Origin of the sequence: Streptomyces sp. NBC_01233, assembly GCF_035989305.1 — a bacterium.
In the GTDB taxonomy this organism is placed as follows: Bacteria; Actinomycetota; Actinomycetes; order Streptomycetales; family Streptomycetaceae; genus Streptomyces.
Window position 1 is genome coordinate 4,950,121 of sequence record NZ_CP108514.1, and the last position, 22,669, is coordinate 4,972,789.

A 22,669-nucleotide genomic window follows, 5' to 3' on the forward strand; every position below is an offset into this window, starting at 1 on the left:
GAATCCTCAAAGGCATGAAACTTCGCTTCGCCGGCCAGCCCTTCGCCGACCACCCAAACCTTGTCGACTTCATCGAGCACGCGAGGGACGACGGGTTCGACGAGCTCAAGATCGCGGTGGCCTGGGCCAAACGGTCCGGCCTCGGGCGCGTCTGGGACGTGCTCGAGGAGTTCCGGGCCCAGGGCGGCAAGGTGCTGTTGATCCTGGGAGTCAGCGAGGGCGGCGCCACCAGGGAGGGACTGGAGCTCGCCCTCCAGGTCGCCGACGAGGGTTACGTCTTCCACGACCCGCGACGAACCTTCCACCCCAAGGTCTACTTCGCCTGCTCGTCTGGCCAGCGCTCGCTGCTCGTCGGTTCGAGCAACCTCACGGCTGGCGGACTCAGCTGGAACTACGAGGCTTCGATGTGGGTGGACTGGGACGCTGGCGAAGGCGAGGACGTGACGGACGAGGTGTCGGCATGGTTCGACAGCCTCATCGCCAAGACGGAGTCATGCAGTCCCCTGACGGCGGAGCTCATCACGGACCTGGAGAAGAGCGGGGACATCGTCATCGGTTCCGAGTCCCGAGCACGGCGCGTTCAGAAGAAGAAGTCGGACACACCGGAAGACAACGACAGCGCGATCGTGGCGACAATCAGCGGCCTGTTCAAGCCAGTGCTGGCCGGCCTGAGGAAGCTGCCGGGCCTGAGCTCCAAGATCGCCCCGATCACATCCGCTCCCGGAACAACAGTCACGAAGAAGCCTGCAATCAAGGCGACAGGCGCATCCGGGACGCCCGCGACGGTGAAGAAGCCGGCACTGGCGGGACCCGCTCCCTTCCCGACCGCAGACGTTCATCGGCGTTGGTTCAAGCATCTCGACAACACCGCGGCGCAGCAGGTGAAGTCCGCGGCGAGTAATCCGACCGGCAATCTGCGCCTGAGCCAGGAGGACGCTTCCATAGACCACAAGCACTACTTCCGCGACGACTTCTTCGGCGGCCTGCCGTGGACGCCGACCGAGGGCAAGGACACGGAGCAGGAGGTCGTCGTCGGGTTCCGCACGTGGATCGACGGCACGGACCTCGGAATCCAAGAGCTCAGGCTCAGCCACGACCCGAAAAGGATCTCCGGGCAAGGAAACGTGCCCACGGTGCTCCATTGGGGCGCGCTGGCATCGGAGATGCGGGAGACCAACTACGTCGGGCTGTACATAAGCCTCGAATGCACGACCGGCGGCGAGTACAACCTGGTGATCTCGCAAGCGCCTCGCGGGGACTACCAGATCTGATCAGCCTGGAGCACCCGGCACCGAGGTACCCCGGCGCCCGGAATCCGTAACGCTCCCACTTGGGAGAACCCTGGGAGGAGATCTTCTCCCGGGGCCCCAGACCACGCCAGACCAACCGACACCAATCGCCTGATCTGCACAGATGCCGACCGGACCAGGAGGGCTTGAGTTCAGGATGCCAAGCGCTGCAGGCGGCTGATGGCCTCATGGAGGACGTCGTCCCTCTTGCAGAACGTGAAGCGGACCTGGCTGCGGCCGGCGTCGGGGTCGTCGTAGAAGACGGAGTTGGGGATGGCGACGACCCCGCAGCGTTCGGGGAGGGCGCGGCAGAAGGCGTAGGCGTCCTTCTCACCGAAAGGGGTGATGTCGGTGGTGATGAAGTACGTGCCCTGGGGTTGGTAGACCTCGAACCCGGCCGCGCGCAGGCCGTCGCCGAGCAGGTCGCGCTTGCGTTGCAGGTCGGTGCGGAAGGCGTCGAAGTACGCGTCCGGCAGGCGGAGCGCCTCGGCGATCGCGTACTGGAACGGGCCGGCGCTGACGTACGTCAGGTACTGCTTGGCGGTCCGGACCGCGGAGACGAGCGGGCCGTCCGCCATGACCCAGCCAACCTTCCATCCGGTGAAGGAGAAGGTCTTGCCGGCGGAGGAGATGGAGACGGTGCGCTCGCGCATGCCGGGGAACGTCGCCATCGGGACGTGGGTGGCTCCGTCGAAGGCCAGGTGCTCGTACACCTCGTCGGTGACGACGAGTAGGTCGTGTTCGACGGCGAGCGCGGCGATGGCGCTCTGCTCCTCGGCGGTGAGGACCATCCCGGTGGGGTTGTGCGGGGTGTTGAGGAGAAGGAGGCGGGTCTGCGGGGTGATCTTGGACCGCAGCTCGTCCAGGTCGGGGCGGAAGGACGGGGCGCGCAAGGTGAGCGGTACGCGCTTCGCGCCGGCCATGGCGATGCAGGCGGCGTAGGAGTCATAGAAGGGTTCGAAGGCGATCACCTCGTCACCGGGCTCCAACAACGCGAGCATGGTCGCCGCGATCGCCTCCGTCGCCCCCGCGGTGACCAGGACCTCCGTGTCCGGGTCAAGGCTCAGGCCGTAGAAGCGGCTCTGGTGATCGGCGATCGCCTGGCGGAGCTCCGGGATGCCGGGGCCCGGCGGGTACTGGTTGCCGCGGCCGTCGCGCAGCGCTCGTACGGCGGCCTCACGCACTGATTCCGGGCCGTCCGTGTCCGGGAAGCCCTGGCCCAGGTTGATCGCGCCCGTCGCTGTCGCCAGTGCCGACATCTCCGCGAAGATCGTCGTCCCGAGCCCGTCCAGCCTGCGGTTCAGCAGCGGCCTGCCGCTCATCTCTCCACCGTCCTCACTCGTGTGTCTGTCGATGCTTCGAGCGCCATCCTGGCCGATGCCCGGGCGGGCGGTCACGAGGCCAGGACCCAATAGGTGGGCGAATAGGGATTGACCCAGCCGACCTTCCAGCCCGTGAAGGAGAAGGTCTTGCCCGCCGAGGAGATGGTGACCGTGCGCTCGCGCATGCCCGGGAGGCCCGCCAGGGGGATGTGCGCGCCCTCGAAGACCAGGTGCTCGTACACCTCGTCCGTGACGACCAGGAGGTCGCGCTCGACCGCCAGCTCGGCGATCGCGGCGAGCTCGGCCGCGGTGAGGACGGTGCCCGTCGGGTTGTGCGGCGTGTTCAGCAGGAGCAGCCGGGTGCGCGGGGTGACGGCGGCACGCAGTTCGTCCAGGTCGAGGGCGAAGGCGCCGGCGTGCGGGCGCAGGGTGACCGGGACGCGTACCGCGCCGGCCATCGCGATGCAGGCCGCGTACGAGTCGTAGTACGGCTCCAGGGCGATGACCTCGTCCCCCGGCTCCAGCAGGGCGAGGAGGGAGGCCGCGATGGCCTCCGTGGCGCCCGCCGTGACCAGGACCTCGGTGTCGGGGTCGTAGGACAGGCCGTAGAAGCGCTGCTGGTGCGCGGCGATCGCCGAGCGCAGCTCCGGGACGCCGGGGCCCGGCGGGTACTGGTTGCCCCGGCCCGTGAGGACCGCGCGGGAGGCCGCCTCGGCGATCTCCGCCGGGCCGTCGGTGTCGGGGAAGCCCTGGCCGAGGTTGATCGAACCGGTGCGGGCGGCCAGCGCCGACATCTCCGCGAAGATCGTCGTGCCGAAGGCCGCCAGACGGCGGTTCAGGAAGGGGCGGTCGCTGCTCACGGGTGCGCTCATGGGCGTCATCCTGGGGTCAACCTCTGGACTTCCTCAAGTGTGCTTTGGGCCGTGCGGCCCGGGGGCATCCCCCCTTCACGCGGGACGCGGGGATCCCGCTCCCCGGGCAGACCGGGGTGAGAGAAGGGCGGACCGCATGTTCGTCTTCATCGTTATCGCCATCATGGTCGTCGCTTTCGTCGTGACGATCGCAGCCCGTTCGTCCAGGAGCGGGCGGCACACCAGCGGCCGTCGCAAGCGCAGCAGCTGGTGGGTGGACGGGGGTGACGGGGGCGGCTCGTCCTCGTCCTGTGGTTCGTCTTCGTCCTGCGGCTCGTCGTCTTCGTGCGGCGGCGGGGGCGGGTGCGGCGGTTCCAGCTGACACGGGGCAGCGGGCACCGTGTGGACGAGGGCGCCCGGCGGTCGTTTTTCGGTCGGGCGTCCTCGTCGTTCGTCCCTGCGTGACGACTCGTTCGCCGATGCATGACGACGCGCGGGACGCAACTCGTTGAACACGTGAACTGTGGAGCCCCCGGGGGGATGTAAACCCCTTCAAGTTGGGTAAAAACGCTGTGAGTGCCGTGCCTTTCATGATTCCCTCGGTTGAGTAGACCAGTCCTCGGACCTCCCTGGACTTCCTGTGGACCCGTGCCGGTGTCCCCCCACCCGTTGACTACCGCTGGCGGGCCCCCGGCCCATCTCCCTCGCGCGTTTGCGGAGCCGACTCATGCTCACGACCCTCCAGACCTCTTACACCGACACGCGTGCCGCCGATCTCGCCTGGGCCCTGGGTCGGGACCGGCTGCCCGCCCTGGCCGTACTGAACCTCGAACTGTCGGGCGCCAAGGTGGAGTTGCGCCTGCTCGGGGCCTCCCATCAGGTTCTTCTGGAGGAGGCCGAGGTGCTCTGCTCGGAGACGGTCGCCTGCATGCCCGGCAGCAGTACGCCGCTGCCGCTCGGCGTGGCCAAGCGGGTGGGCGACTGGGAGTACGAGTTCGCCGCGCGGGTCGAGACCCTGTCCCGCGGGTCCTTCGCGGGGCGGGCACAGGAGCTGCTCGCACTGGTGGCTGACCACCCGAACGGGCTAGCGGGGACCTTTCCCGGAAGTCCGCACGCCTTCACCGCCATGCTCGCGCAGCACTACGAGGGCCAGGTGCGCTGGCGGACCTGGCACGCGTACCCGCAGGAGGGGCAGCTGGTGGCCACCCGGACCCGGGTGGGCGTACGGACGGGGGCCCCGGCCGCCGCGGCGCCGGAATCGCCCGCGCTGCTGTAGCGGGCGGCGGGCGGCGGGAGGCGTGGATCGGGCGCGGGGTCGGCGGGCGCCTCCGGGGTGCGGACGGCCCGCCGCCGTTACGCCAACTGGCTGGATCGATGCGCCACTTGCACCCATGTGGGTGACCGGATGTAGGTGGGTGGTGACGTACGGTTCGCTTCATGATCGACCGTTCCGTCCCGCGCCGTGTGCTCCCGGCTCCGGAGCCGCGGGGCGCCGCGACCGTCCCGGCCGCCCTGCCCGTACGGCCCCGGACCGGCCGACTCCTCGTCCTGGCCACCGTGTTCGTCTGCGCCGCCTGCGGGCTCGTGTACGAACTGGAGCTGCTCGCCCTGGGCAGCTACCTCGTCGGCGACTCCGTCACCCAGGCGTCGGTCGTGCTGTCCGTCATGGTCTTCGCCATGGGCGTCGGCTCCCTGCTCGCCAAGCGCCTGCGCCACCGGCCCGCCTTCGGCTTCGGCGCCATCGAGGCCGGGCTCGCCCTCCTCGGCGGGCTCTCGGCCATGGCGCTCTACGCGAGCTTCGCCTGGCTGGGGGAGTCCCGCCCCGCCCTCGTCGCCTTCTCCTTCGTCATCGGGGTGCTCATCGGCGCGGAGATCCCGCTGCTGATGGTCCTCATCCAGCGCATCCGCAGACAGGACGCGGGCGGAGCCGTCGCCGACCTGTTCGCCGCCGACTACGTGGGCGCCCTCGTCGGCGGCCTCGCCTTCCCGTTCCTGCTGCTCCCGAGGCTCGGCCAGCTCACCGGCGCCATGCTCACCGGCACCGTCAACGCGGCCGTCGGCGGCGGGCTGGTCCTGTGGCTGTTCCGCCGCGACCTGAGCCGGCGCTGCCGCTGGCTGCTGATCGCCGCGAACGTGACCGTGCTGGCCGTGCTCGCCTCGGCGACCGTCCTCGCCGACGACTTCGAGCGGGTCGCCCGGCGCGCCGTCTACGGTGCGGAGGTGCGGGTCGCCGTCCGGACCGGCGTGCAGGAACTGGTGCTCACCGGCCCCCCGACCGGCTCTCCGCGCTCCCTCGACCTGTACCTCGACGGGCGGCTGCGGGTCAGCGGCTACGACGAGTACCGCTACCACGAGGCCCTGGTCCACCCCGCGATGACCGGCCCGCACGCCAGCGTCCTGGTCCTCGGCGGCGGCGACGGTCTCGCCGCCCGCGAGGTCCTCCGATACCGGGACGTCGCTTCGGTCACCGTCGTCGAGCTCGACCCCGGCGTGGTCGGGCTCGCCCGCACCGATCCGATGCTCTCCGCACTCAACGCCCGGGCGTACGAGGACCCGCGCACGGCCGTCGTGACGCAGGACGCCTTCCGCTGGCTGCGGGGGCCGGCCGCCACCGGCCGGTTCGACGTCATCGTCTCCGACCTCCCGGACCCGGGCATCACCCCCAGCACGAAGCTGTACTCGCAGGAGTTCTACGGGCTGGCCGCGCGGGCCCTGCGCCCCGGGGGCCGGATCGCCGTGCACGCCGGGCCGCTTGCCACGCGCCCGCGGACGTACTGGACCGTCGACTCCACCCTCCGCGCGGCCGGCCTGCTGACCTCCCCCTACAGCGCGGGCGGCCGCCTCTCGGGCTTCGCCGCCGGACCCGACCGCACCCCCCTCGGTGTCGCCGGCGCACCGCCGCAGGACTGGGGCTTCGTCCTGGCCGCCCGCGACGGGGTCCCCCCGCTGCACGTGGACCGCGACACGCCCGCCCTGCACTCGCTGTCGACCCGCTCGCTGCAGGACGCCGCGCGCGACGCGGAACGCACCCGGGTGCCCGGACTCCCGCCGTCGACCCTGCCGCACCCGCGGTATTCGTGACCCGGTGCGCTGTCATCGGTAGGCTCGACCGCATGGAGCATCAGGTGTTCGTCCCGGTACCGGCAGACGATCTCCGCGCCGTGCTGCGCGACCCCGCCCGGGTGGCCCGGTGCGTACCGGGACTCCAGCAGGACGCCGGCACCGAGGCCGGGCCGGTCGCCGGCCGGCTGAAGGTCCGCGTCGGCGGGAGCACCGTCACCTACCGGGGAGCCCTGGCCGTCATCGAGCGGGACCCCGGACACTTCACCTTCGAGGGTGAGGGCACGGAGGTCCGCGGCAGCGGGACCGTGAAGTTCTCCGTGGACCTGCGGCTGTCCCCGGCCGAGGACGGCACCCGGCTGGACTTCACCGCCGGGGCCACCGCCGACGGGCGCGCCGCCGCGTTCACCCCCGAGGCCGCGGCCGCCGCCGTACAGCGACTGCTGGACCGGGCCGCCGGCCAGCTGACCGCCGGGTCCGCCCTCGGCGACCCCGTGGCCGAGGCCGAGGAGGCGGAGGAGACCGGCGACACCGGCTCCGGGGTCCTCGGGGACGACGTCACCGAGGTCACCGCCTCCCTCTTCGACACCGAGGTGCCGCCCCCGTCGCTGGACCCGTTCCTGGCCGGCGGGTTCGAGGAGCTCGACGGGGCCCCGCGGCCTCCGGCCGAGGCCGCCCACGCCCGCCGCACCATGATCGGCCGCAGCGCGGAGGAGGTGGACCACGCGCCTCCGCGCGGCCGGTACGCTCCGGTCCCCGCGCCCGCCACCACCGCCGGCGACAGCCTGCGCTGGATCGCCCCGGCCGCCGCCCTCGCGCTGGCCTCGGCGGTCGTCATCGGCCGGGCCCTGCGCCGCCGTCGCTGACCTGCGGTTCGCGGCCCCATTAGGGTCGGCGGCATGAGTACGCAACTGAGCGCCGGCGGCGCCGAGGTGACGGTCGACCAGGAGAACGGCTGCCGCATCAGCAGCCTGCGCATCGACGGGACGGAGCTGCTGCGCCAGGGCCCGAAGTACGGGGTGTTCCCGATGGTCCCGTGGTGCGGCCGGATCGAGGACGGCCGGTTCCGCGACGGCGGCACCGTCCACCAGATGCCGGTCAACCACCCGCCGCACGCGCTCCACGGCTTCGGCCGCGACGCCCCCTGGCGCCCGGCGGGAGCCACCGCCACCGAGGCGGCGTTCACCTACGACCTCGGCGAGCCGTGGCCGTACCCGGGCCGGGTGACCCAGGTGTTCGCGCTCACCGAGGACGCGCTGACCCTCACCATGGGCGTCGAGACGTACGGGGACTCCTTCCCGGCCCAGGCCGGCTGGCACCCCTGGTTCCGGCGCGACCTCGGGACCGGCGGCGGGGCGGCGGAGCTCTCCTTCGAGCCCGCCTGGCAGGAGGAGCGCGGCGCCGACCACCTCCCGACCGGCCACCGCATCGACCCGAAGCCCGGCCCCTGGGACGACTGCTTCGGGATGCCGCACGGGGTCGACGTCACCCTCACCTGGCCCGGCGCCCTGGAGCTGCGGCTCACCAGCCGGGCCGAATGGGTGGTCGTCTACGACGAGGAGTCCGAGGCCGTCTGCGTGGAGCCGCAGACCGGTCCGCCGAACGGGCTGAACACCCTGCCGCGCCTGGTCACCCCCGTGGACCCGCTGGAGGTCTCCACGACGTGGACGTGGCGGCGGCTGCGCTAGGGCGCAATTAAGCTCAGGGCCATGAGTGACGTACGGGATGCGCTTCTGCAGCAGATCAAGGACAAGGCCGTCGTGCACGGCAAGGTGATCCTTTCCTCCGGCCGGGAGGCCGACTACTACATCGACCTCCGCCGGATCACCCTCGACGGCGAGGCGGCCCCGCTGGTCGGTCAGGTCATGCTCGACCTGACCGCCGAGCTCGAATTCGACTGCGTCGGCGGTCTGACCCTGGGCGCCGACCCGGTCGCGACCTCGATGCTGCACGCCTCCGCCGCGCGCGGCCAGCGTCTCGACGCCTTCGTGGTCCGCAAGGCGCAGAAGGCCCACGGCATGCAGCGCCGCATCGAGGGCACCGACGTGAAGGGCAAGCGCTGCCTGGTCGTCGAGGACACCTCGACCACCGGCGGTTCCCCGCTGACCGCCGTCGAGGCGGTCCGCGAGGCCGGCGGCGAGGTCGTCGCCGTCGCCACGATCGTCGACCGCGGTGCGGCCGAGGCCATTGCCGAGGCGGGTCTCCCGTACCTCACCGGCTACCACCTCGAGGACCTGGGCCTGTCCTAGGTCGTCCACCAGGGCTGTCCCAGGGTCTGCCTTGCGGCCCTGCCCCGTGCTTCCGGGTCTCTTTCCCGGTCTCCTTCCGGGTCTCCTTTAGGGGCCCGGGGTGCCGGACCGGCCACCGCGACAACTGGTGACGAAGGTCCTCGGTGACGCCTGAGGCGGCTCTGACCTGCCCTTTCGTTGGAGCCCGGGGTGTTTCACGTGAAACATCCCGGGCCGTTAGCCCAGCACGTGAGACCGGCAGGCTGGACCCCCGCGCTGAGTCTGGAAAGATAGGCGCGACGATGACGTCGCCCCCAGGTCAGGGCCCGCAATAAGCACACTCCCGCACATCCAAGGAGCCGGCAGATGCCCATCGCAACCCCCGAGGTCTACAACGAGATGCTCGACCGGGCGAAGGCAGGCAAGTTCGCCTACCCGGCCATCAACGTGACCTCCTCCCAGACCCTGCACGCTGCACTGCGCGGCTTCGCGGAGGCCGAGAGCGACGGCATCATCCAGATCTCCACCGGTGGTGCGGAGTTCCTGGGTGGCCAGTACAACAAGGACATGGTCACCGGCGCGGTCGCCCTGGCCGAGTTCGCGCACATCGTGGCCGCCAAGTACGACATCACGGTGGCCCTGCACACGGACCACTGCCCGAAGGACAAGCTGGACGGCTACGTACGTCCGCTGCTCGACATCTCCGCCGAGCGCGTGGCCCGCGGTCTGAACCCGCTCTTCCAGTCGCACATGTGGGACGGCTCCGCCGAGACCCTGGCCGACAACCTGGCCATCGGCCAGGAGCTGCTCGCCAAGGCCGTCGCCGCCAAGATCATCCTTGAGGTCGAGATCACCCCGACCGGCGGTGAGGAGGACGGCGTCAGCCACGAGATCAACGACGAGCTGTACACCACCGTCGACGACGCGATCCGCACCGCCGAGGCCCTCGGCCTGGGCGAGAAGGGCCGCTACCTGCTGGCCGCCTCCTTCGGCAACGTCCACGGCGTCTACAAGCCGGGCAACGTCGTCCTGCGCCCCGAGCTCCTCAAGGACCTCCAGGCCGGTGTCGCCGAGAAGTACGGCAAGGCCTCGCCGTTCGACTTCGTCTTCCACGGCGGCTCGGGCTCCACGGCCGAGGAGATCGCCACCGCGCTGGAGAACGGCGTCGTGAAGATGAACCTCGACACCGACACCCAGTACGCCTTCACCCGCCCGGTCGTGGACCACATGTTCAGCAACTACGCCGGTGTGCTGAAGGTCGACGGCGAGGTCGGCACGAAGTCCAAGTACGACCCCCGCACCTGGGGCAAGGCCGCCGAGGCCGGTATGGCCGCGCGTGTCGCCGAGGCGTGCGCGAACCTGCGCTCCACCGGTACCAAGCTGAAGTAGTCGGCCCAGCCGGCCACACCGCTTCACCGCTCCACCGCTTCACCGAAGGGCCCGGTCCCCGTCCCCTGACGGAGACCGGGCCCTTCGTGCACGTGCCCGGACGCTGCAGGGCCCGAACGAGGCGGACCTGTGCGACTGTCCGAGCGCGTCGGCCCCCGCCCCGGCCGGGCGGTGGCAGTCGGGTGCCGGACGCCATGGCGTGCATCGCCGACGCCGGGGGCGGGCGCGGACCGCGGATCCGCAACTCCCGCACCGGAGCACGGCCACCACTGCTCGGCCCGGCGGCAGCGGCCCGGCAGACTGGGGGCATGTCCATTCACCAGAACCTGCTCGGGGGCCCCGCCCCCACCCACCTTCCCGACGAGCCGGGCCGCGAGGCCATCGCCGCCGGCACCCCCGCCGTCGAGGTGGCCGCCGCGCACCCGACGTCCTCCCTCGCCTGGGCGGTCCTCGCCGACGAGGCCTTCGCCGCCGGCAGCACCGTCGAGTCGTACGCCTACGCCCGCACGGGCTACCACCGCGGCCTCGACGCCCTGCGCCGCGCCGGCTGGAAGGGCCACGGCCCGGTCCCGTGGGAGCACGAGCCGAACCGCGGTTTCCTGCGGGCCCTGCACGCCCTGGCCCGCGCGGCCGAGGCGATCGGCGAGAAGGAGGAGTACGAGCGCTGCTCGACCTTCCTGCGCGACTCGTCCCCGACGGCGGCGGACACGCTGAGCGCCTGAGGCCGTACAGCGCGGAGTGACGCACACCCCATTTGTGTGGTCTGCGTCACTCCCCGCTGGAGCGCCGGCGCGCCGGTGTCCTATGCTGCGGGCAGGGGACCGGGGCTCCACTCACCTCACGGAAGGAGCGGACCGCTACCCGGAAGCACGTGTCGAGGAGACAGAAATGTCGAACAACCTTGATGCCTCCGGAGTCGGCGGGTCGGACACCCCGAACCTCGACTTCGACGGCACCACCCCGTACGAGGACTACGTCCAGGCGGACGTTCTCACCCACCTCCAGCACCTCCGCTCGGACGACCCCGGCGAGATGGTCTTCCTGGTCACGACCCAGGTCATGGAGCTGTGGTTCACGGTCATCGTCTACGAGTGGGAAACCGCCGCGAAGGCCCTGCGCGAGGACCGCATCCCGGTCGCGATGGATGCGCTGAAACGTTCCCTCCGCGAACTCGAAGCCCTCAACGCCTCCTGGCGCCCGCTCGCCCAGCTCACCCCGGGACAGTTCAACGCCTACCGCTCCGCGCTCGGCGAAGGTTCCGGTTTCCAGTCCGCGATGTACCGCCGGATGGAGTTCCTGCTCGGCGAGAAGTCCTCCTCCATGCTCGTCCCGCACCGGGGCGCGCCCCGCGTCCACGCGGAGCTGGAGAAGGCCCTCCACGAGCCGAGCCTCTACGACGAGGTCCTGCGCCTCCTCGCCCGCCGGGGCTTCCCGGTCCCGGCCGCCGTCCTCGACCGCGACCTCTCGCTGCGCTACGAGCCCTCGGCCGAGGTGGAGGCCGTCTGGACCGGCCTCTACGCCACCCCGGACGAGCACCTGGACCTCCACCGCCTCGGCGAGGTCCTCACCGACGTCGCCGAGCTCGTCTGGCGCTGGCGCAACGACCACCTGGTCGCCACCCGCCGTGCGATGGGCGCGAAGACGGGCACGGGCGGCTCGGCCGGCGTGACCTGGCTGGAGAAGCGCGCCACGAAGAACGTCTTCCCGGAGCTCTGGACGGCCCGCAGCCATGTCTGAGACCTCCAGCCCCGCCGATCTGGCGGCCCGCGCGGAATCCCTGGACGCCGCCGACGAGCTGGCCAAGCTCCGCGGTCGCTTCGTCCTCCCCGACGGAGTCGTCTACCTGGACGGCAACTCCCTCGGCGCGCTCCCGGCCGGTGTCGCCGGCACCACCGCCGACGTCGTCTCCCGGCAGTGGGGCGAGCTCCTCATCCGCTCCTGGGAGGAGAGCGGCTGGTGGACCGCCCCCGAGCGGATCGGCGACAAGCTCGCCCCCCTCGTCGGCGCGGCCCCCGGCCAGGTCGTCGTGGGCGACTCCACCAGCGTCAACCTCTTCAAGGCCCTGGTCGGCGCCGCACGCCTCGCGGCCCCCGGCCGGACCCGGATGCTGGTCGACGCGGCCACCTTCCCGACCGACGGCTACATAGCCGAGTCGGCGGCCCGGATGACGGGCCTGACCGTCACCCCGGTGGATCCCTCGCACGCGGCGGAGGCGATGGACGCGGACACCGCCGTGGTCCTCCTCAACCACGTCGACTACCGCACCGGGCGGCTCCACGACCTGCCCGCCCTCACCACGGCGGCCCGCGCCGCCGGGGCGATCACGGTCTGGGACCTGTGCCACTCCGCCGGGGCCCTCCCCGTCGGCCTCGACGAGCACGCCGTCGACCTCGCGGTCGGCTGCACGTACAAGTACCTCAACGGCGGCCCGGGCGCGCCCGCGTACCTGTACATCGCCGCACGCCACCAGGCCGGCTTCGACTCCCCGCTCCCCGGCTGGAACGGCCACGCGGATCCCTTCGCGATGACCCCGGCCTTCGAGGCGGCCCCGGGCGCGACCCGCGGCCGCGTCGGCACCCCGGACATCCTGTCCATGCTGGCCCTGGAGTCGGCGCTCGACGCCTGGGACGGGGTCTGCGTCGAGGCCGTACGGGCCAAGTCGCTCGCCCTGACCGACTTCTTCCTCGAATGCGTGGCGGCGTACGTCCCGCAGGGCCGCGTCGAGTCGGTCACCCCGGACGAGCACGAGCACCGCGGCAGCCAGATCTCGCTGCGCACCGAGAACGCCCGTGAGGTCATGCGGGAACTCGTCTCCCGGGGCGTCATCGGCGACTTCCGCGCACCCGACGTCCTGCGCTTCGGCTTCACCCCGCTCTACGTCGGGTTCGCCGACGCCGAGCGCGCCGCGCGCACGCTGGGTCACATCTTCGGGTGACTTGGTAGCGAAACGTCACATCACCGGGCGGGCGGGGCTACGGCTCCGTCCGCCCGGTCACATCCCGGACCCCGCACGGAACCTCCCGTTCCAGACTGATACGGTCCCGCTCTGCCGGAACACCGGAACATCTGTCCCCGCTGTCCCACGCGTTACCGAGAGGTTGAGCCGATGACGGACCCCGCCGCCGTGGAACGGGACGCCGCCGAGGCCGCCTCGGCCTTCTCCCATCCGGCCGTGGCGCCGGACGCGACCGCCGCGTACGGGGAACACCCCGACCATGTCGTCGACTTCTACGCCCCGCGCGCCGAGCCCCCGGGCGGCCCGGTCCCGCTGGTGGTCATCCTGCACGGCGGCGCGTGGCGGGCGCCGTACGACAGACAGCACATCACCCCGCTCGCGGACTTCCTGGCCCGGAGGGGTTTCGCCGTGGCGAACGTCGAGTACCGGCGCGGGAGTTCCCTCCCGCACCAGAACGCCGACGGGCCGGTCGCCGGCCGCTGGCCGGAGACCTTCGACGACGTCGCCGCCGCGATGGACGCCCTCCCGGGGCTGGCCGCCGCGGCGCTCCCGCAGGCCGACCTCCGCCGCGTGGTCGTCACCGGCCACTCGGCGGGCGGACACCTCGCGCTGTGGGCCGCGGCCCGGCACGTGCTCCCGCACGACTCCCCGTGGAGGCTGCCTTCCCCGCCGATGCTGCGCGGCGTGGTGGCACTGGCCCCGATCGCGGACTTCGCGGTGGCGGAGGAACTGGGCGTGTGCGGCGGCGCGAGCGCGCAGCTGCTGGGCGGCGAGGAGTACTTCGCGGACCGCCTCCCGTACGCGGACCCGGCGGCCCTGCTGCCGACGGGGATCGCCACGGCGGTGGTGCAGGGGCGGGACGACATCGTGGTCCCGCAGCAGGTGGCCGAGGCGTACGTGGCGGCGGCGGCGAAGGCGGGCGAGATGGTCGGTCTGACGCTCCTCGACGGCGTCGGCCACTTCCCGCTCATCGACCCGGCCGCGGACGCCTGCGCGGTGGTCTCGGAGGAGATCGCGCAACTGGCCTGGTAGCGGCCGGTGTCCCGGCCGCCGACCGGGCCGGGGCGCCCGTCATGGCTGCTCCGACGGTGTGCGAGGATCCGCGCACGGGCACCGGGGCCCCGTGGATCCCGGTGTCTCATCGAGCGGTTGGCGGGAGAGCGGACATGGGCAGCAGCACCCTGCGGTGGTTCGAGGGGCACGCGTAATGGCCCGGTGGGGGTTGCTCGTCGAGCAGCACATGGGCAGCGGCGAGGGCCGGGAGTGGTCCATCAAGGTCCTCGGGCACGTCGACGGGACGCGCGAGGAGGCGGTCGCCGCACTGCGGGAACACGCCGAACAGTACAAGCCCCAGCATCCGTACAGGCCGAAGCGACGGGTCCTGTACCGGGACGGCGATTCCTTCCTGCTGGTCCTGGACGGGCGCTGGCAGGCCTTCCACTGCCGGTTCACGGTGGCGGAGCAGCTCTCCGACAGCGCGGGCTGAGGCGCGGGGCAGAATCGCGCCAACTCCCCCTCCCTGCAGTGATATCGGCTGATCACGCGACGAGGATCTATGTACTGTGACCCCGACAGTTCCTGAGCGTGTTCAAAAAAATGGGGGGAACGGTGCGCAGTCGCCGTCTCGTAATTTCCGTTGCCGTCATCGCGGCCACGGTCGGTCTCGTCCCGGGGATGGCCCACGCGGCCGATCCGGTGGCTCCCGTCGCGCCGGTCGCTCCGAGCGCGCAGGGTGTGGCCGCTCCCGCCGTGGATCTGGGGAAGGCCGCGGCGCCGAACTTCAAGACCTTCAAGAGCCCCGCCGAGCGCTCGGTCCGCAAGGGCCTGCCCGGCGGGAAGGCCGGGGCCGGCGCCTCGCAGGCCGCCGGGAACCCGGACCTGGCCATCGTGCTGAACGCGGCGAGCACCTCCGCGCACGCGCTGGACCTGGAGACCACCGTCATCAGCGCGGACTCCACACTGAAGGTCACCGTCGACTGGGGCGACGGGAACACCGACGGAATGGACGCCTACGGCTCGACCGTCCTCAAGAGCAGCCACACGTACGCTGAGCTCGGCGAGTACGCGGTCAAGGTCACCGTGACGGACCCGGCGAACCAGGCCGAGGTCGTCAACACGTTCCCGGTCATGACCGCGGGCTCGGACTTCGTCCCGTACGCGCCCACCCGCCTCCTGGACACCCGCGACGGCACCGGCGCGGTCAAGGGCAAGGTCGCTCCGCTCGGCTCCACCCGCGTGAAGGTCGGCGGCAACGGGGCGATCCCGGCCGGGGTCACCGCCGTGGTCCTCAACCTGACCGTCACCAACGCCACCAGCGGTGGGCACATCACGGCCTTCGCCGAGGAAACCGAGCGTCCGACCACGTCGAACGTCAACTTCGAGGCGGGCCAGACCGTCCCGAACCTGGTGATCGTGCCGGTCGGCAAGAACGGCTACGTCGAGCTCGCCAACCGCGGCTCGGAGTCGGTCGACCTGATCGCGGACGTGACCGGCTACTTCACCCGGACCGAGGCGAGCGGCTACACGCCGATGACCCCGGCCCGTTTCGTCGACACCCGTGAGGGCCTCGGCGCGAACCGGGGCCGGCTCGGCGGCCGGAAGACCTTCTCCACCCAGATCGGCGGCCTGCGCGGCGTGCCCGAGGGCATCACCGCCGTCGCGCTGAACGTGACGGTCACCAACCCGAAGGAGGCCGGTCACCTGTCGGTCTTCCCGGGCGGCGGGGCCACCCCGACCGCGTCGAACCTGAACTTCACCCCCGGTCAGACGGTCGCCAACTCGGTGATCGTGCCCGTCGGCGCGGACGGCAGGATCAGCGTCTTCAACGGCGCCTGGGCCGGGACCGACGTGATCGTCGACGTCGTCGGCTACTACAGCACCGACAGCAAGGCGTCCTTCATGCCGCTCAAGCCGGGCCGGATGATCGACACCCGTGACCCGCGCTGGCCCCACGGGCCGCTGCGGGCCCGTGGCTACATCTACAACGGGATCTCGCCCGACGAGGCGGGCATCGCCGGGTACGTGCTGAACACCACCGTGACCAACACGACCGGCACCGGCTTCCTGTCGGTCGCGCCGGACCCGAACTCGCTGCAGCAGTACAGGGACAAGACCGCGGTCTTCCCGGAGCGTCCCGCGTCCTCGACCCTGAACTGGACGGCCGGCAACACCGTCCCGAACCTGGTCCAGGCGAGCTCCGGCAAGAACGGCATCGTCGACTACTGGAACCAGGGCTGGGAAGACGTGGACCTCGTCGTCGACCTCTTCGGTTACTACGAGTCCAAGTGATCCACCGCCGGGCGCCGCGGGGACGGTCCGCCGTCCCCGCGGCGCCCCGGCCGTCTAGCGCTCGGGTCTGCCCCGGGCGAGGTGTTCCACCAGTTCGGCCAGGTCCTCGCAGACCTGCTCGATCTTCAGGCGGACGTTGTTCTGCTCGGTGACCATCGCCGACAGCAGCAGCCCGGTCAGGGCCGCTGCCCCGTTGAGGGCCTGCAGGTTGATCATGATTTGCAGGAGGCTCTGCCCGTCGAACGGTCCGGCGCGGTCGCTCGCCGCCGAGATCGCGAGGACGGACACGAGCAGGGTGCACGGGGCGCTCCCGGCGAGCTGGAAGCGTACGGCCGCCCAGATGATCAGCGGGAAGACGAGGAACAGCAGGGACAGGGAGCTCCGGGTGGCCACGACGGTGACGACGACGGACGAGAGCGCCAGGGCCGTCACCTCGGCCACGCGGTAGCCGCCCGCCTCGGGGCGGCGGACCCGGCGCAGGACGAGCAGGACGGGCGTCACCACGAGCACGCCCATCGCGTCCCCGGCCCACCAGGCCGACCACACCGGCCAGAACCGGGACGCGGGCAGGTCGCCGCTGAGCACCAGCGTCCAGGTCCCGATGGTCGCGCTGATCAGCATCGGCAGCAGACCGCCCAGGAAGACCAGCGCCAGGGCGTCCCGCAGCCGGTCGACCTCGCTGCGGAAGCCCGCCTTGCGGAGCATCAGGTACGCGCACACGGGCGCCAGGGTGTTCCCCGCGACGATGCCGAGGCCGGAGAGGTTGAAGTCGCCGATCCGTTCGATGGCGAGGTACGTGCCGAGCGCGATCCCCGGCCATGCCCGCAGGCCCAGCCAGAGCAGGGCGGCGAGGGCGATGCCGGTGGGCGGCCACAGGGGCGTGACCTCGGCGCCGTTGACGACCACGGACTGGTGCAGGCCGATCCGTCCGCCCGCGTAGTAGGCGAGGGCGACGGCGAGGATCAGCAGGACAGCTGCGGGCAGACGTCGCCATTCCTCGGTGCGCACCACAGCATCAGACAACAGGCCCGCGTCCGGGCGGGGCGTGACGCGCCGCGTCGTGGGTGAGGACGAGTACTGCGGCGTCATCGGCGTGGCCGGTGGAGTCGGCCACCTTCATCACCGCGGCGGCCAGCTCGTCGGGATCGGTGCCCGCCGCTTCCCTGACGACGCGGGCGACGCGCTCCAGCCCCACCTCGATCGGGAACCTGGGGCCTTCGACCACGCCGTCGGTGAGCAGGACGATCGATCCGGCCTTCGTCAGCCGGCGCCGGGTCACGGCGTACCCCGATCCGGTCTGCAGGTTCAGCGGCAGCCCGCCGTCGTCGTCGGTGATGCCGTACTGGCCGTCGACGGTGGCCCAGATCGAGGGCACGTGGCCGGCCCGGGCGCTCTCCAGCTCCCACGTCTGCGGATCGAAGCGGAGCAGGCTGCAGGTCGCGAAGAGATCGCGGTCCATGGAGAGCAGCACCTCGTTGGCCCGGCCGAGCACCTCGCCCGGATCGGCGACGACGGCCGAGATGGCGCGCAGGCAGATCCGGATCTGTCCCATGAAGGCGGCCGCGTCCACGTCGTGTCCCTGGACGTCGCCGATGCAGAAGGCGAGGGCGCCCTCGGGCAGCTGGAAGCCGTCGTACCAGTCGCCGCCGATGTCCAGGCCGTGCCGGGCGGGCGCGTACCGGGCCGCGGCGCGCAGCCCCGGCAGCACGGGCAGTGAGGTGGGCAGCATCTCGCGCTGCAGTGCCTCGGCCAGCTCGACCCGGGCCTGCTGCAGCTCGACCCCTTGCCGCGCCTGGGCGGTGAGCCGTCCGAGCATGCTGAGCAGGTCGGCGCTCGCCACGCGCGGGGGGCGGCGCGGACTCATGGAACGCTCCGAGGTGCACCCATTCGTCCCTGCTTCCGCTCCGTTCGCGAGCCCGTGCACATCATATTTCCGGCCACCCGGAACGCGCCCCCCGAGACGGCCCCGGCCCGGCCGATCTGCACCGGAACGCATCTTCACATCAGCTCGCACATTCGTTCGAGTTTCGGTCCCCCTGCTCGTCGGCCGGCGAGGCGACCGACCCGGAGCTTGCCGATGACGGCCAGGGCGATGAAGAAGTCGATCTGGCCGATCGCGGTGGTGAGGGTGGCCTCCTTTCCCCGAAAACGCGGAGGGCCCCGCCCGATCTCCCGATCGGACAGGACCCTCGCTCGCGTCACCGGGACGTCAGGACGTGAAGTAGCCGCTCAGATCGGCGATCACGTCCACGGAGCCCGTGTTGTTGAAGAACGTCACCCGTCCGTCCACGACCGGGACGACCACCAGGTTGGCGACCGTCTGCCCGGCGGTGTAGTTGAGGTTCGACACGTTGGGACGTGCGACCCCGTGCGGGTGGACGATCAGGTGACCGGCCTCGGTGGGATTGGTGACCGTGACGTTCAGGACGACGGCGGTCACCCCCTGCGCGGGCACTCCCGCGACCCCGGCCACCTGGAGGCTCACGAGGCTGCCCCCACCCACGGCGCCCGCCCGGGCGCCGGTGCCGTCACGGGTGTCGAGCAGCCGGACCGGACCCGCCGCGGAGAAGGCGGAACCGGTGGCCGCGTAGTAGCCGGTCACGTCGGCGATGAGGTCCACCGATCCGGCGTTGTTGCGCAGGTCGACCTTGCCGTTGACGACGGGCACGGTCACCAGGTTGGGCACGATCTGCCCGGCCGTGAAGTTGAGGTTCGACACGTCCGGCGCCGCCTGCCCGTTGGGGTAGACGGTGACGTGCCCGGCCTGGGTCGGGTACACGGCGGTCACGTTCATGACGACCGCGGTCACCCCGGTGGCCGGGACCCCCTTCACGCCGGTGACCTGGAGGGTGACGACCCCGCCGGGACCGACGCGCTCCTTCTTGGCACCGGTGCCGTCCCGCGTGTCCAGGAACCGCGAGGGCGTGATCGAGTTCAGCGCGGAGCCGGCCCCGGCCTTGTCGGTGTAGTAGCCGGTGACGTCGGCGATGAGGTCCACCGATCCGGCGTTGTTGCGCAGGTCGACCTTGCCGTTGACGACGGGCACGGTCACCAGGTTGGGCACGATCTGCCCGGGCGCGAAGTTGAGGTTCGACACCGTGGGTGTGGCCTGCCCGTTCGGGTAGACCATCACGTGTCCGGCCTCGGTCGGGTCGACGGCGGTCACGTTCATGACCACGGCCGTGACGCCCGTCGCCGGGATGCCCTTCACGCCGGCGACCTGGAGGGTGACGACCCCGCCGGGACCGACGCGCTCCTTCTTGGCACCGGTGCCGTCCCGCGTGTCCAGGAACCGTGACGGCCCGGCCGGCACGAACCGGCTGCCCGTCGGGACGGGCGCGGGGGCCGTGACGGTGTACGCCTTGGTGATCCGGTGCCCCCCGATGTAGGGCCCGACGTCGTACAGGCCCGGCTTGAGGCCGTTGGTGTCGACGAGCACCTTCATCGACGTGCCGTCAGGGCTGACGGAGAGCGGCTTCAGGGCGGTGCCCTCCGCGAACGGGTCGTCGCTGGGCATCAGCCGGAGCTCGGTGCTCAGGCGCAGTCCGACGCCGTGGACGACGGCCTGGTTGCGTGTACCGGCGGGGCCGGTCGCCGGGCTGATCCCACTGATCCAGGAACCGGGCAGGGACTTGCAGCCGGCGGCGCAGGCCCCCTGCATGCTGTACTCGACGGGTGTGGCGGCCTTCCCGGCGGTCAGCAGCAGCACGGCGTCGCCGGGTTCGGCGGTGCTGGAAGCCGAGCAGACGTCCGGGCACCCGTATCCGGATTCGGCGGCGGACTTGGTCCAGCCGGGGCCGTTGTGCAGGCTCACGTCCACGGACCCGGTCTCCTCGCGCAGGTCGCCCGCCGTGGTGGGCAGGCTGAGCCCGAAGGAGTGGGAGGGCTTCATGGCCACCACGGCGCAGCGGGCCGTGGACTGCTCGGTGAGCACACCGCTCCGGATGACCGAAGGGTCGTCCGACACGCGGTCGGCCGTGCACTCCGGCACCCATCCCGCCGCCGTACCGACCTTCCAGGAGTCCACGGAGGTGCGCAGGGGCTTGCCCTGGTACCGGGAGACGCTCACGACGGCGACGTACGAGGTCGAGCCGGAGGCCCGGCACGAGGGCCCCTGCTCCTGCCGGCAGGCGATCTTGCCGGCGGCGTCGACGGCCGTCACCGTGGTGACGGCCGGGGTGTAGCGGTCGACGGGCGTCCGCGCACCGAACCACAGCTTGTCCGTGGCGGCGGCGCCGACCCGGACGCAGCGGGCGTCCAGGGCGGACGTGAGGTCGAAGGACAGCGACGGTCCGCCGACCTTGGTCGAGGCCGGAGCCGCGCAGGTCGCACTCGGCGAGACGTCACGCCGGACCAGGTCGTACGTTTCCGCACGGTGTCCGACCACCATCGCCGTGTACGGCACCCCGGCGGAGAGCACGCAGGTGTCGGCCGCACACACGGCACCGGTGGGGTCGCTCAGGTAGACCGTCGTCACCGTGCCGGTCGAGAGGGCGGCCTGACCGATCATCTCCACGGTGGAGTGCTGGTCCGCGGGCACGCTCAGGCAGGCCTGGCGCACGGTCTCGGACACCGAGACCCTGGCGCCCGAGGTGCTGTCGAAGCCGGTCTGCCGCCAGGGGGCGCATCCCGCGGCTTCACCGGTCCGGTGGACCACCAGCCCGTACGCCTTGGCGGGCGTGCCGGTCAGGACGGCGCGGAACGGGGCGGTTCCGGTCAGCCGGCAGACGGGGTTCACGTACCCCTCGACCGTGCACTGCCGTGCTCCCGAGGCGTCGTAGACCGCTGCCACGACGTCGGTACCGCCGGCGGGCGGGCGGTTGAGCAGGTAGAGGCCCTTGCCGGTGGACGTCGGCAGGGTCAGGCAGAACTCCTGCCCCGCCCCGGAGAAGGTTCCGGTCGACGCGCCGGCCACCAGACCGTTGTCGTTGCCCGCGGTGCAGCCGCGGGTCTCCTTGGTGGAGCGGAAGGCGATGCCGAACGCGCCGGCGTCGACCACGTCCCCGTTGACGACCCAGGTGTAGTCACCGGTAGCCAGGGCGCAGGGCCCGTTGCGGTACCAGCAGTTGCTCGGGGTGCCGTCCTGCAGGTACAGACCACCGGGCAGGTTGGCGCCGGAGAAGGCCGGGGCGATGGTGTAGTCGCCGGCCTGCGGCACCCGCAGGGTGCGGCAGCGCGAAGAACCCGGCTCGGGGGAGGCTCCGTACGCCTGGGGCTCCACCACCGTGCAGCCCTCGGGCCTGGAGAGCTCCGCCAGAGTGAGGTCGTAGGCACCGTCCCCGTCCACCAGGGACGCGCGGAACGGCGCGGTGCCGGTGAGCTTGCAGTCGTTCGGTGCGTGCCTCTGGTTCAGCGAGGTGCAGACCTGCTTGCCGGTGGCGTCGTGGACCAGCCTCAGGGGCGGCCACGGCGATCCGTCCGAGACGACGTGGCTGCGCAGAACGTCGCCCGAAGCAAGGTCGAGCGTGAAGCAGGCGCCCGCGGAGGAGGCCGACAGCGAGCCGTGGAGCACGGTGGGTGCACCGAGCTTGTGATCGGCGGCGCCCACCGCCCTGCACGAGGTGGAGGAGAGCAGCGGAACGTACGAGACGCCGATGTCGGTCTGGCTTCCGTCGCTGCTCTTCACCTCCAGCGTGTACGTCCCCGCCTGACTGGTGGGGCACTGGAACGGCGGGTACTTCTCGGCGGCGCCGTAGACGCTCTCGCACGCCACGGCGGCGCCACCCGGACCGACCAGCTTGTGGACGGTCTGGCCGGAGATCTCCAGCAGCACCACGTCCTTCTGCTGGGGCAGGGTGAGGGAGAAGGAAGCGGTCTTGTTCGCCTCGAGGGTGCAGCCGACCACGGTGTGCGGCGCCAGTGCCGCCGGGCAGGTGCCCGAAACCCCGGTCGCCTGCAGCGCTTGTACGGAGGCTTTCTGTGCCGCTTCGCGCGCGGCCTTCCGGTCCGGCGTCGGCGCGGCCTGCGGGTCCGCGGCCTTCGGCTGGGCCGTGACCGGGGTGGCCGTGGTGGTGACGGGCGGCGCGGGGGCCGCGGCGGCGGTGCCGCTCTGGCCTGCGAGTGAGGCCAGCAGTGCGAGCAGCAGGGTGCCCGAGGCGGCGATCGCGCCGCCCCGCCCCCGTCTGCTCCGTTCTCTTCTGCCGATAGGCAGCAAACTCATGAACCCCCCAGTTCGGATGGGCCCGACCTCCGTGAGCTGCTCCGGAGTTCTGGGCAGCCGGAGTGTAGCGCCCGCCCCGGACAGCCCGAAGGGCGGGACGCCGTACGCGCGTTCCGCCCTTCCGGT

18 protein-coding genes and 1 pseudogene are annotated in these 22,669 nt (G+C 71.6%); 13 read left to right on the forward strand and 6 right to left on the reverse strand.

What is annotated here, in order from left to right; all coding sequences use genetic code 11:
• Positions 1-14 precede the first annotated feature (14 nt).
• Positions 15-1,271 (forward strand): phospholipase D family protein, encoded by a 1,257-nt coding sequence (locus tag OG332_RS23425; RefSeq protein WP_327415310.1) that lies wholly within the window; start codon positions 15-17, stop codon positions 1,269-1,271.
• A 170-nt stretch (positions 1,272-1,441) separates the two neighbouring features.
• Here OG332_RS23425 and OG332_RS23430 read toward each other — a convergent pair whose 3' ends face one another.
• Both OG332_RS23430 and OG332_RS23435 read right to left on the reverse strand, forming a co-directional pair.
• Positions 1,442-2,611, reverse strand: a complete 1,170-nt coding sequence (locus OG332_RS23430; protein WP_327415311.1) for a pyridoxal phosphate-dependent aminotransferase — start codon at positions 2,609-2,611, stop codon at positions 1,442-1,444.
• Positions 2,612-2,721: 110 nt separating this feature from the next.
• Positions 2,722-3,492, reverse strand: a pseudogene (locus OG332_RS23435) (aminotransferase class I/II-fold pyridoxal phosphate-dependent enzyme); the annotation flags it as partial.
• A gap of 697 nt (positions 3,493-4,189) precedes the next feature.
• Here OG332_RS23435 and OG332_RS23440 point away from each other — a divergent pair.
• The 12 genes from OG332_RS23440 (at position 4,190) to OG332_RS23495 (ending at position 16,383) form a co-directional block, all read left to right on the forward strand.
• A complete protein-coding gene (locus tag OG332_RS23440; RefSeq protein WP_327415312.1) occupies positions 4,190-4,738 on the forward strand; it encodes a DUF2617 family protein in 549 nt (182 codons plus the stop codon).
• Positions 4,739-4,899: 161 nt separating this feature from the next.
• Complete coding sequence (locus tag OG332_RS23445; RefSeq protein WP_327415313.1) at positions 4,900-6,543, forward strand: polyamine aminopropyltransferase; 1,644 nt, start codon at positions 4,900-4,902, stop codon at positions 6,541-6,543.
• A gap of 32 nt (positions 6,544-6,575) precedes the next feature.
• A complete protein-coding gene (locus OG332_RS23450) occupies positions 6,576-7,388 on the forward strand; it encodes an SRPBCC family protein (protein WP_327415314.1) in 813 nt (270 codons plus the stop codon).
• Positions 7,389-7,421: 33 nt separating this feature from the next.
• Positions 7,422-8,210, forward strand: coding sequence for an aldose epimerase family protein (locus OG332_RS23455; protein WP_327415315.1), 789 nt, complete (start codon positions 7,422-7,424; stop codon positions 8,208-8,210).
• 21 nt (positions 8,211-8,231) lie between these two features.
• Positions 8,232-8,771 carry an orotate phosphoribosyltransferase gene (gene pyrE / locus OG332_RS23460; RefSeq protein ID WP_327415316.1) on the forward strand — a complete coding sequence of 180 codons (540 nt, stop codon included), beginning with the start codon at positions 8,232-8,234 and terminating at the stop codon, positions 8,769-8,771.
• A gap of 345 nt (positions 8,772-9,116) precedes the next feature.
• Complete coding sequence (gene fbaA / locus OG332_RS23465; RefSeq protein WP_327415317.1) at positions 9,117-10,139, forward strand: class II fructose-bisphosphate aldolase; 1,023 nt, start codon at positions 9,117-9,119, stop codon at positions 10,137-10,139.
• A gap of 308 nt (positions 10,140-10,447) precedes the next feature.
• Positions 10,448-10,861 (forward strand): DUF3151 domain-containing protein, encoded by a 414-nt coding sequence (locus OG332_RS23470; protein WP_150258495.1) that lies wholly within the window; start codon positions 10,448-10,450, stop codon positions 10,859-10,861.
• A gap of 166 nt (positions 10,862-11,027) precedes the next feature.
• The gene (locus OG332_RS23475) at positions 11,028-11,876 is read left to right on the forward strand and encodes a tryptophan 2,3-dioxygenase family protein (protein WP_327415318.1); all 849 of its coding nucleotides are present in this window, start codon (positions 11,028-11,030) and stop codon (positions 11,874-11,876) included.
• Positions 11,869-13,074 (forward strand): kynureninase, encoded by a 1,206-nt coding sequence (gene kynU / locus OG332_RS23480; RefSeq protein WP_327415319.1) that lies wholly within the window; start codon positions 11,869-11,871, stop codon positions 13,072-13,074. The genes OG332_RS23475 and kynU overlap by 8 nt, the downstream gene beginning before the upstream one ends.
• A 171-nt stretch (positions 13,075-13,245) precedes the next feature.
• Positions 13,246-14,127 (forward strand): alpha/beta hydrolase, encoded by an 882-nt coding sequence (locus OG332_RS23485; protein ID WP_327415320.1) that lies wholly within the window; start codon positions 13,246-13,248, stop codon positions 14,125-14,127.
• 175 nt (positions 14,128-14,302) lie between these two features.
• Complete coding sequence (locus OG332_RS23490) at positions 14,303-14,581, forward strand: hypothetical protein (protein WP_327415321.1); 279 nt, start codon at positions 14,303-14,305, stop codon at positions 14,579-14,581.
• 122 nt (positions 14,582-14,703) lie between these two features.
• Complete coding sequence (locus OG332_RS23495; RefSeq protein WP_327415322.1) at positions 14,704-16,383, forward strand: PKD domain-containing protein; 1,680 nt, start codon at positions 14,704-14,706, stop codon at positions 16,381-16,383.
• Between the two features lie 54 nt (positions 16,384-16,437).
• Here OG332_RS23495 and OG332_RS23500 read toward each other — a convergent pair whose 3' ends face one another.
• The 4 genes from OG332_RS23500 to OG332_RS23515 all read right to left on the reverse strand — a co-directional run bounded on the left by OG332_RS23500 (position 16,438) and on the right by OG332_RS23515 (position 22,543).
• Entirely contained in the window at positions 16,438-17,394 is a 957-nt protein-coding gene (locus OG332_RS23500) for an MASE1 domain-containing protein (protein WP_327419351.1), read from the reverse strand.
• 4 nt (positions 17,395-17,398) lie between these two features.
• Positions 17,399-18,247, reverse strand: a complete 849-nt coding sequence (locus OG332_RS23505; protein ID WP_327415323.1) for a PP2C family protein-serine/threonine phosphatase — start codon at positions 18,245-18,247, stop codon at positions 17,399-17,401.
• 134 nt (positions 18,248-18,381) lie between these two features.
• The gene (locus OG332_RS23510; protein WP_327415324.1) at positions 18,382-18,585 is read right to left on the reverse strand and encodes a hypothetical protein; all 204 of its coding nucleotides are present in this window, start codon (positions 18,583-18,585) and stop codon (positions 18,382-18,384) included.
• Between the two features lie 7 nt (positions 18,586-18,592).
• Complete coding sequence (locus tag OG332_RS23515) at positions 18,593-22,543, reverse strand: hypothetical protein (protein WP_327415325.1); 3,951 nt, start codon at positions 22,541-22,543, stop codon at positions 18,593-18,595.
• Positions 22,544-22,669 lie beyond the last annotated feature (126 nt).

Coding starts and splice junctions, on each gene's coding strand:
- OG332_RS23425 (WP_327415310.1), top strand. CDS start 15: ATGAAACTTCGCTTCGCCGGCCAGCCCTTCGCCGACCACCCAAACCTT.
- OG332_RS23430 (WP_327415311.1), bottom strand. CDS start 2,611: ATGAGCGGCAGGCCGCTGCTGAACCGCAGGCTGGACGGGCTCGGGACG.
- OG332_RS23440 (WP_327415312.1), top strand. CDS start 4,190: ATGCTCACGACCCTCCAGACCTCTTACACCGACACGCGTGCCGCCGAT.
- OG332_RS23445 (WP_327415313.1), top strand. CDS start 4,900: ATGATCGACCGTTCCGTCCCGCGCCGTGTGCTCCCGGCTCCGGAGCCG.
- OG332_RS23450 (WP_327415314.1), top strand. CDS start 6,576: ATGGAGCATCAGGTGTTCGTCCCGGTACCGGCAGACGATCTCCGCGCC.
- OG332_RS23455 (WP_327415315.1), top strand. CDS start 7,422: ATGAGTACGCAACTGAGCGCCGGCGGCGCCGAGGTGACGGTCGACCAG.
- pyrE (WP_327415316.1), top strand. CDS start 8,232: ATGAGTGACGTACGGGATGCGCTTCTGCAGCAGATCAAGGACAAGGCC.
- fbaA (WP_327415317.1), top strand. CDS start 9,117: ATGCCCATCGCAACCCCCGAGGTCTACAACGAGATGCTCGACCGGGCG.
- OG332_RS23470 (WP_150258495.1), top strand. CDS start 10,448: ATGTCCATTCACCAGAACCTGCTCGGGGGCCCCGCCCCCACCCACCTT.
- OG332_RS23475 (WP_327415318.1), top strand. CDS start 11,028: ATGTCGAACAACCTTGATGCCTCCGGAGTCGGCGGGTCGGACACCCCG.
- kynU (WP_327415319.1), top strand. CDS start 11,869: ATGTCTGAGACCTCCAGCCCCGCCGATCTGGCGGCCCGCGCGGAATCC.
- OG332_RS23485 (WP_327415320.1), top strand. CDS start 13,246: ATGACGGACCCCGCCGCCGTGGAACGGGACGCCGCCGAGGCCGCCTCG.
- OG332_RS23490 (WP_327415321.1), top strand. CDS start 14,303: ATGGCCCGGTGGGGGTTGCTCGTCGAGCAGCACATGGGCAGCGGCGAG.
- OG332_RS23505 (WP_327415323.1), bottom strand. CDS start 18,247: ATGAGTCCGCGCCGCCCCCCGCGCGTGGCGAGCGCCGACCTGCTCAGC.
- OG332_RS23515 (WP_327415325.1), bottom strand. CDS start 22,543: ATGAGTTTGCTGCCTATCGGCAGAAGAGAACGGAGCAGACGGGGGCGG.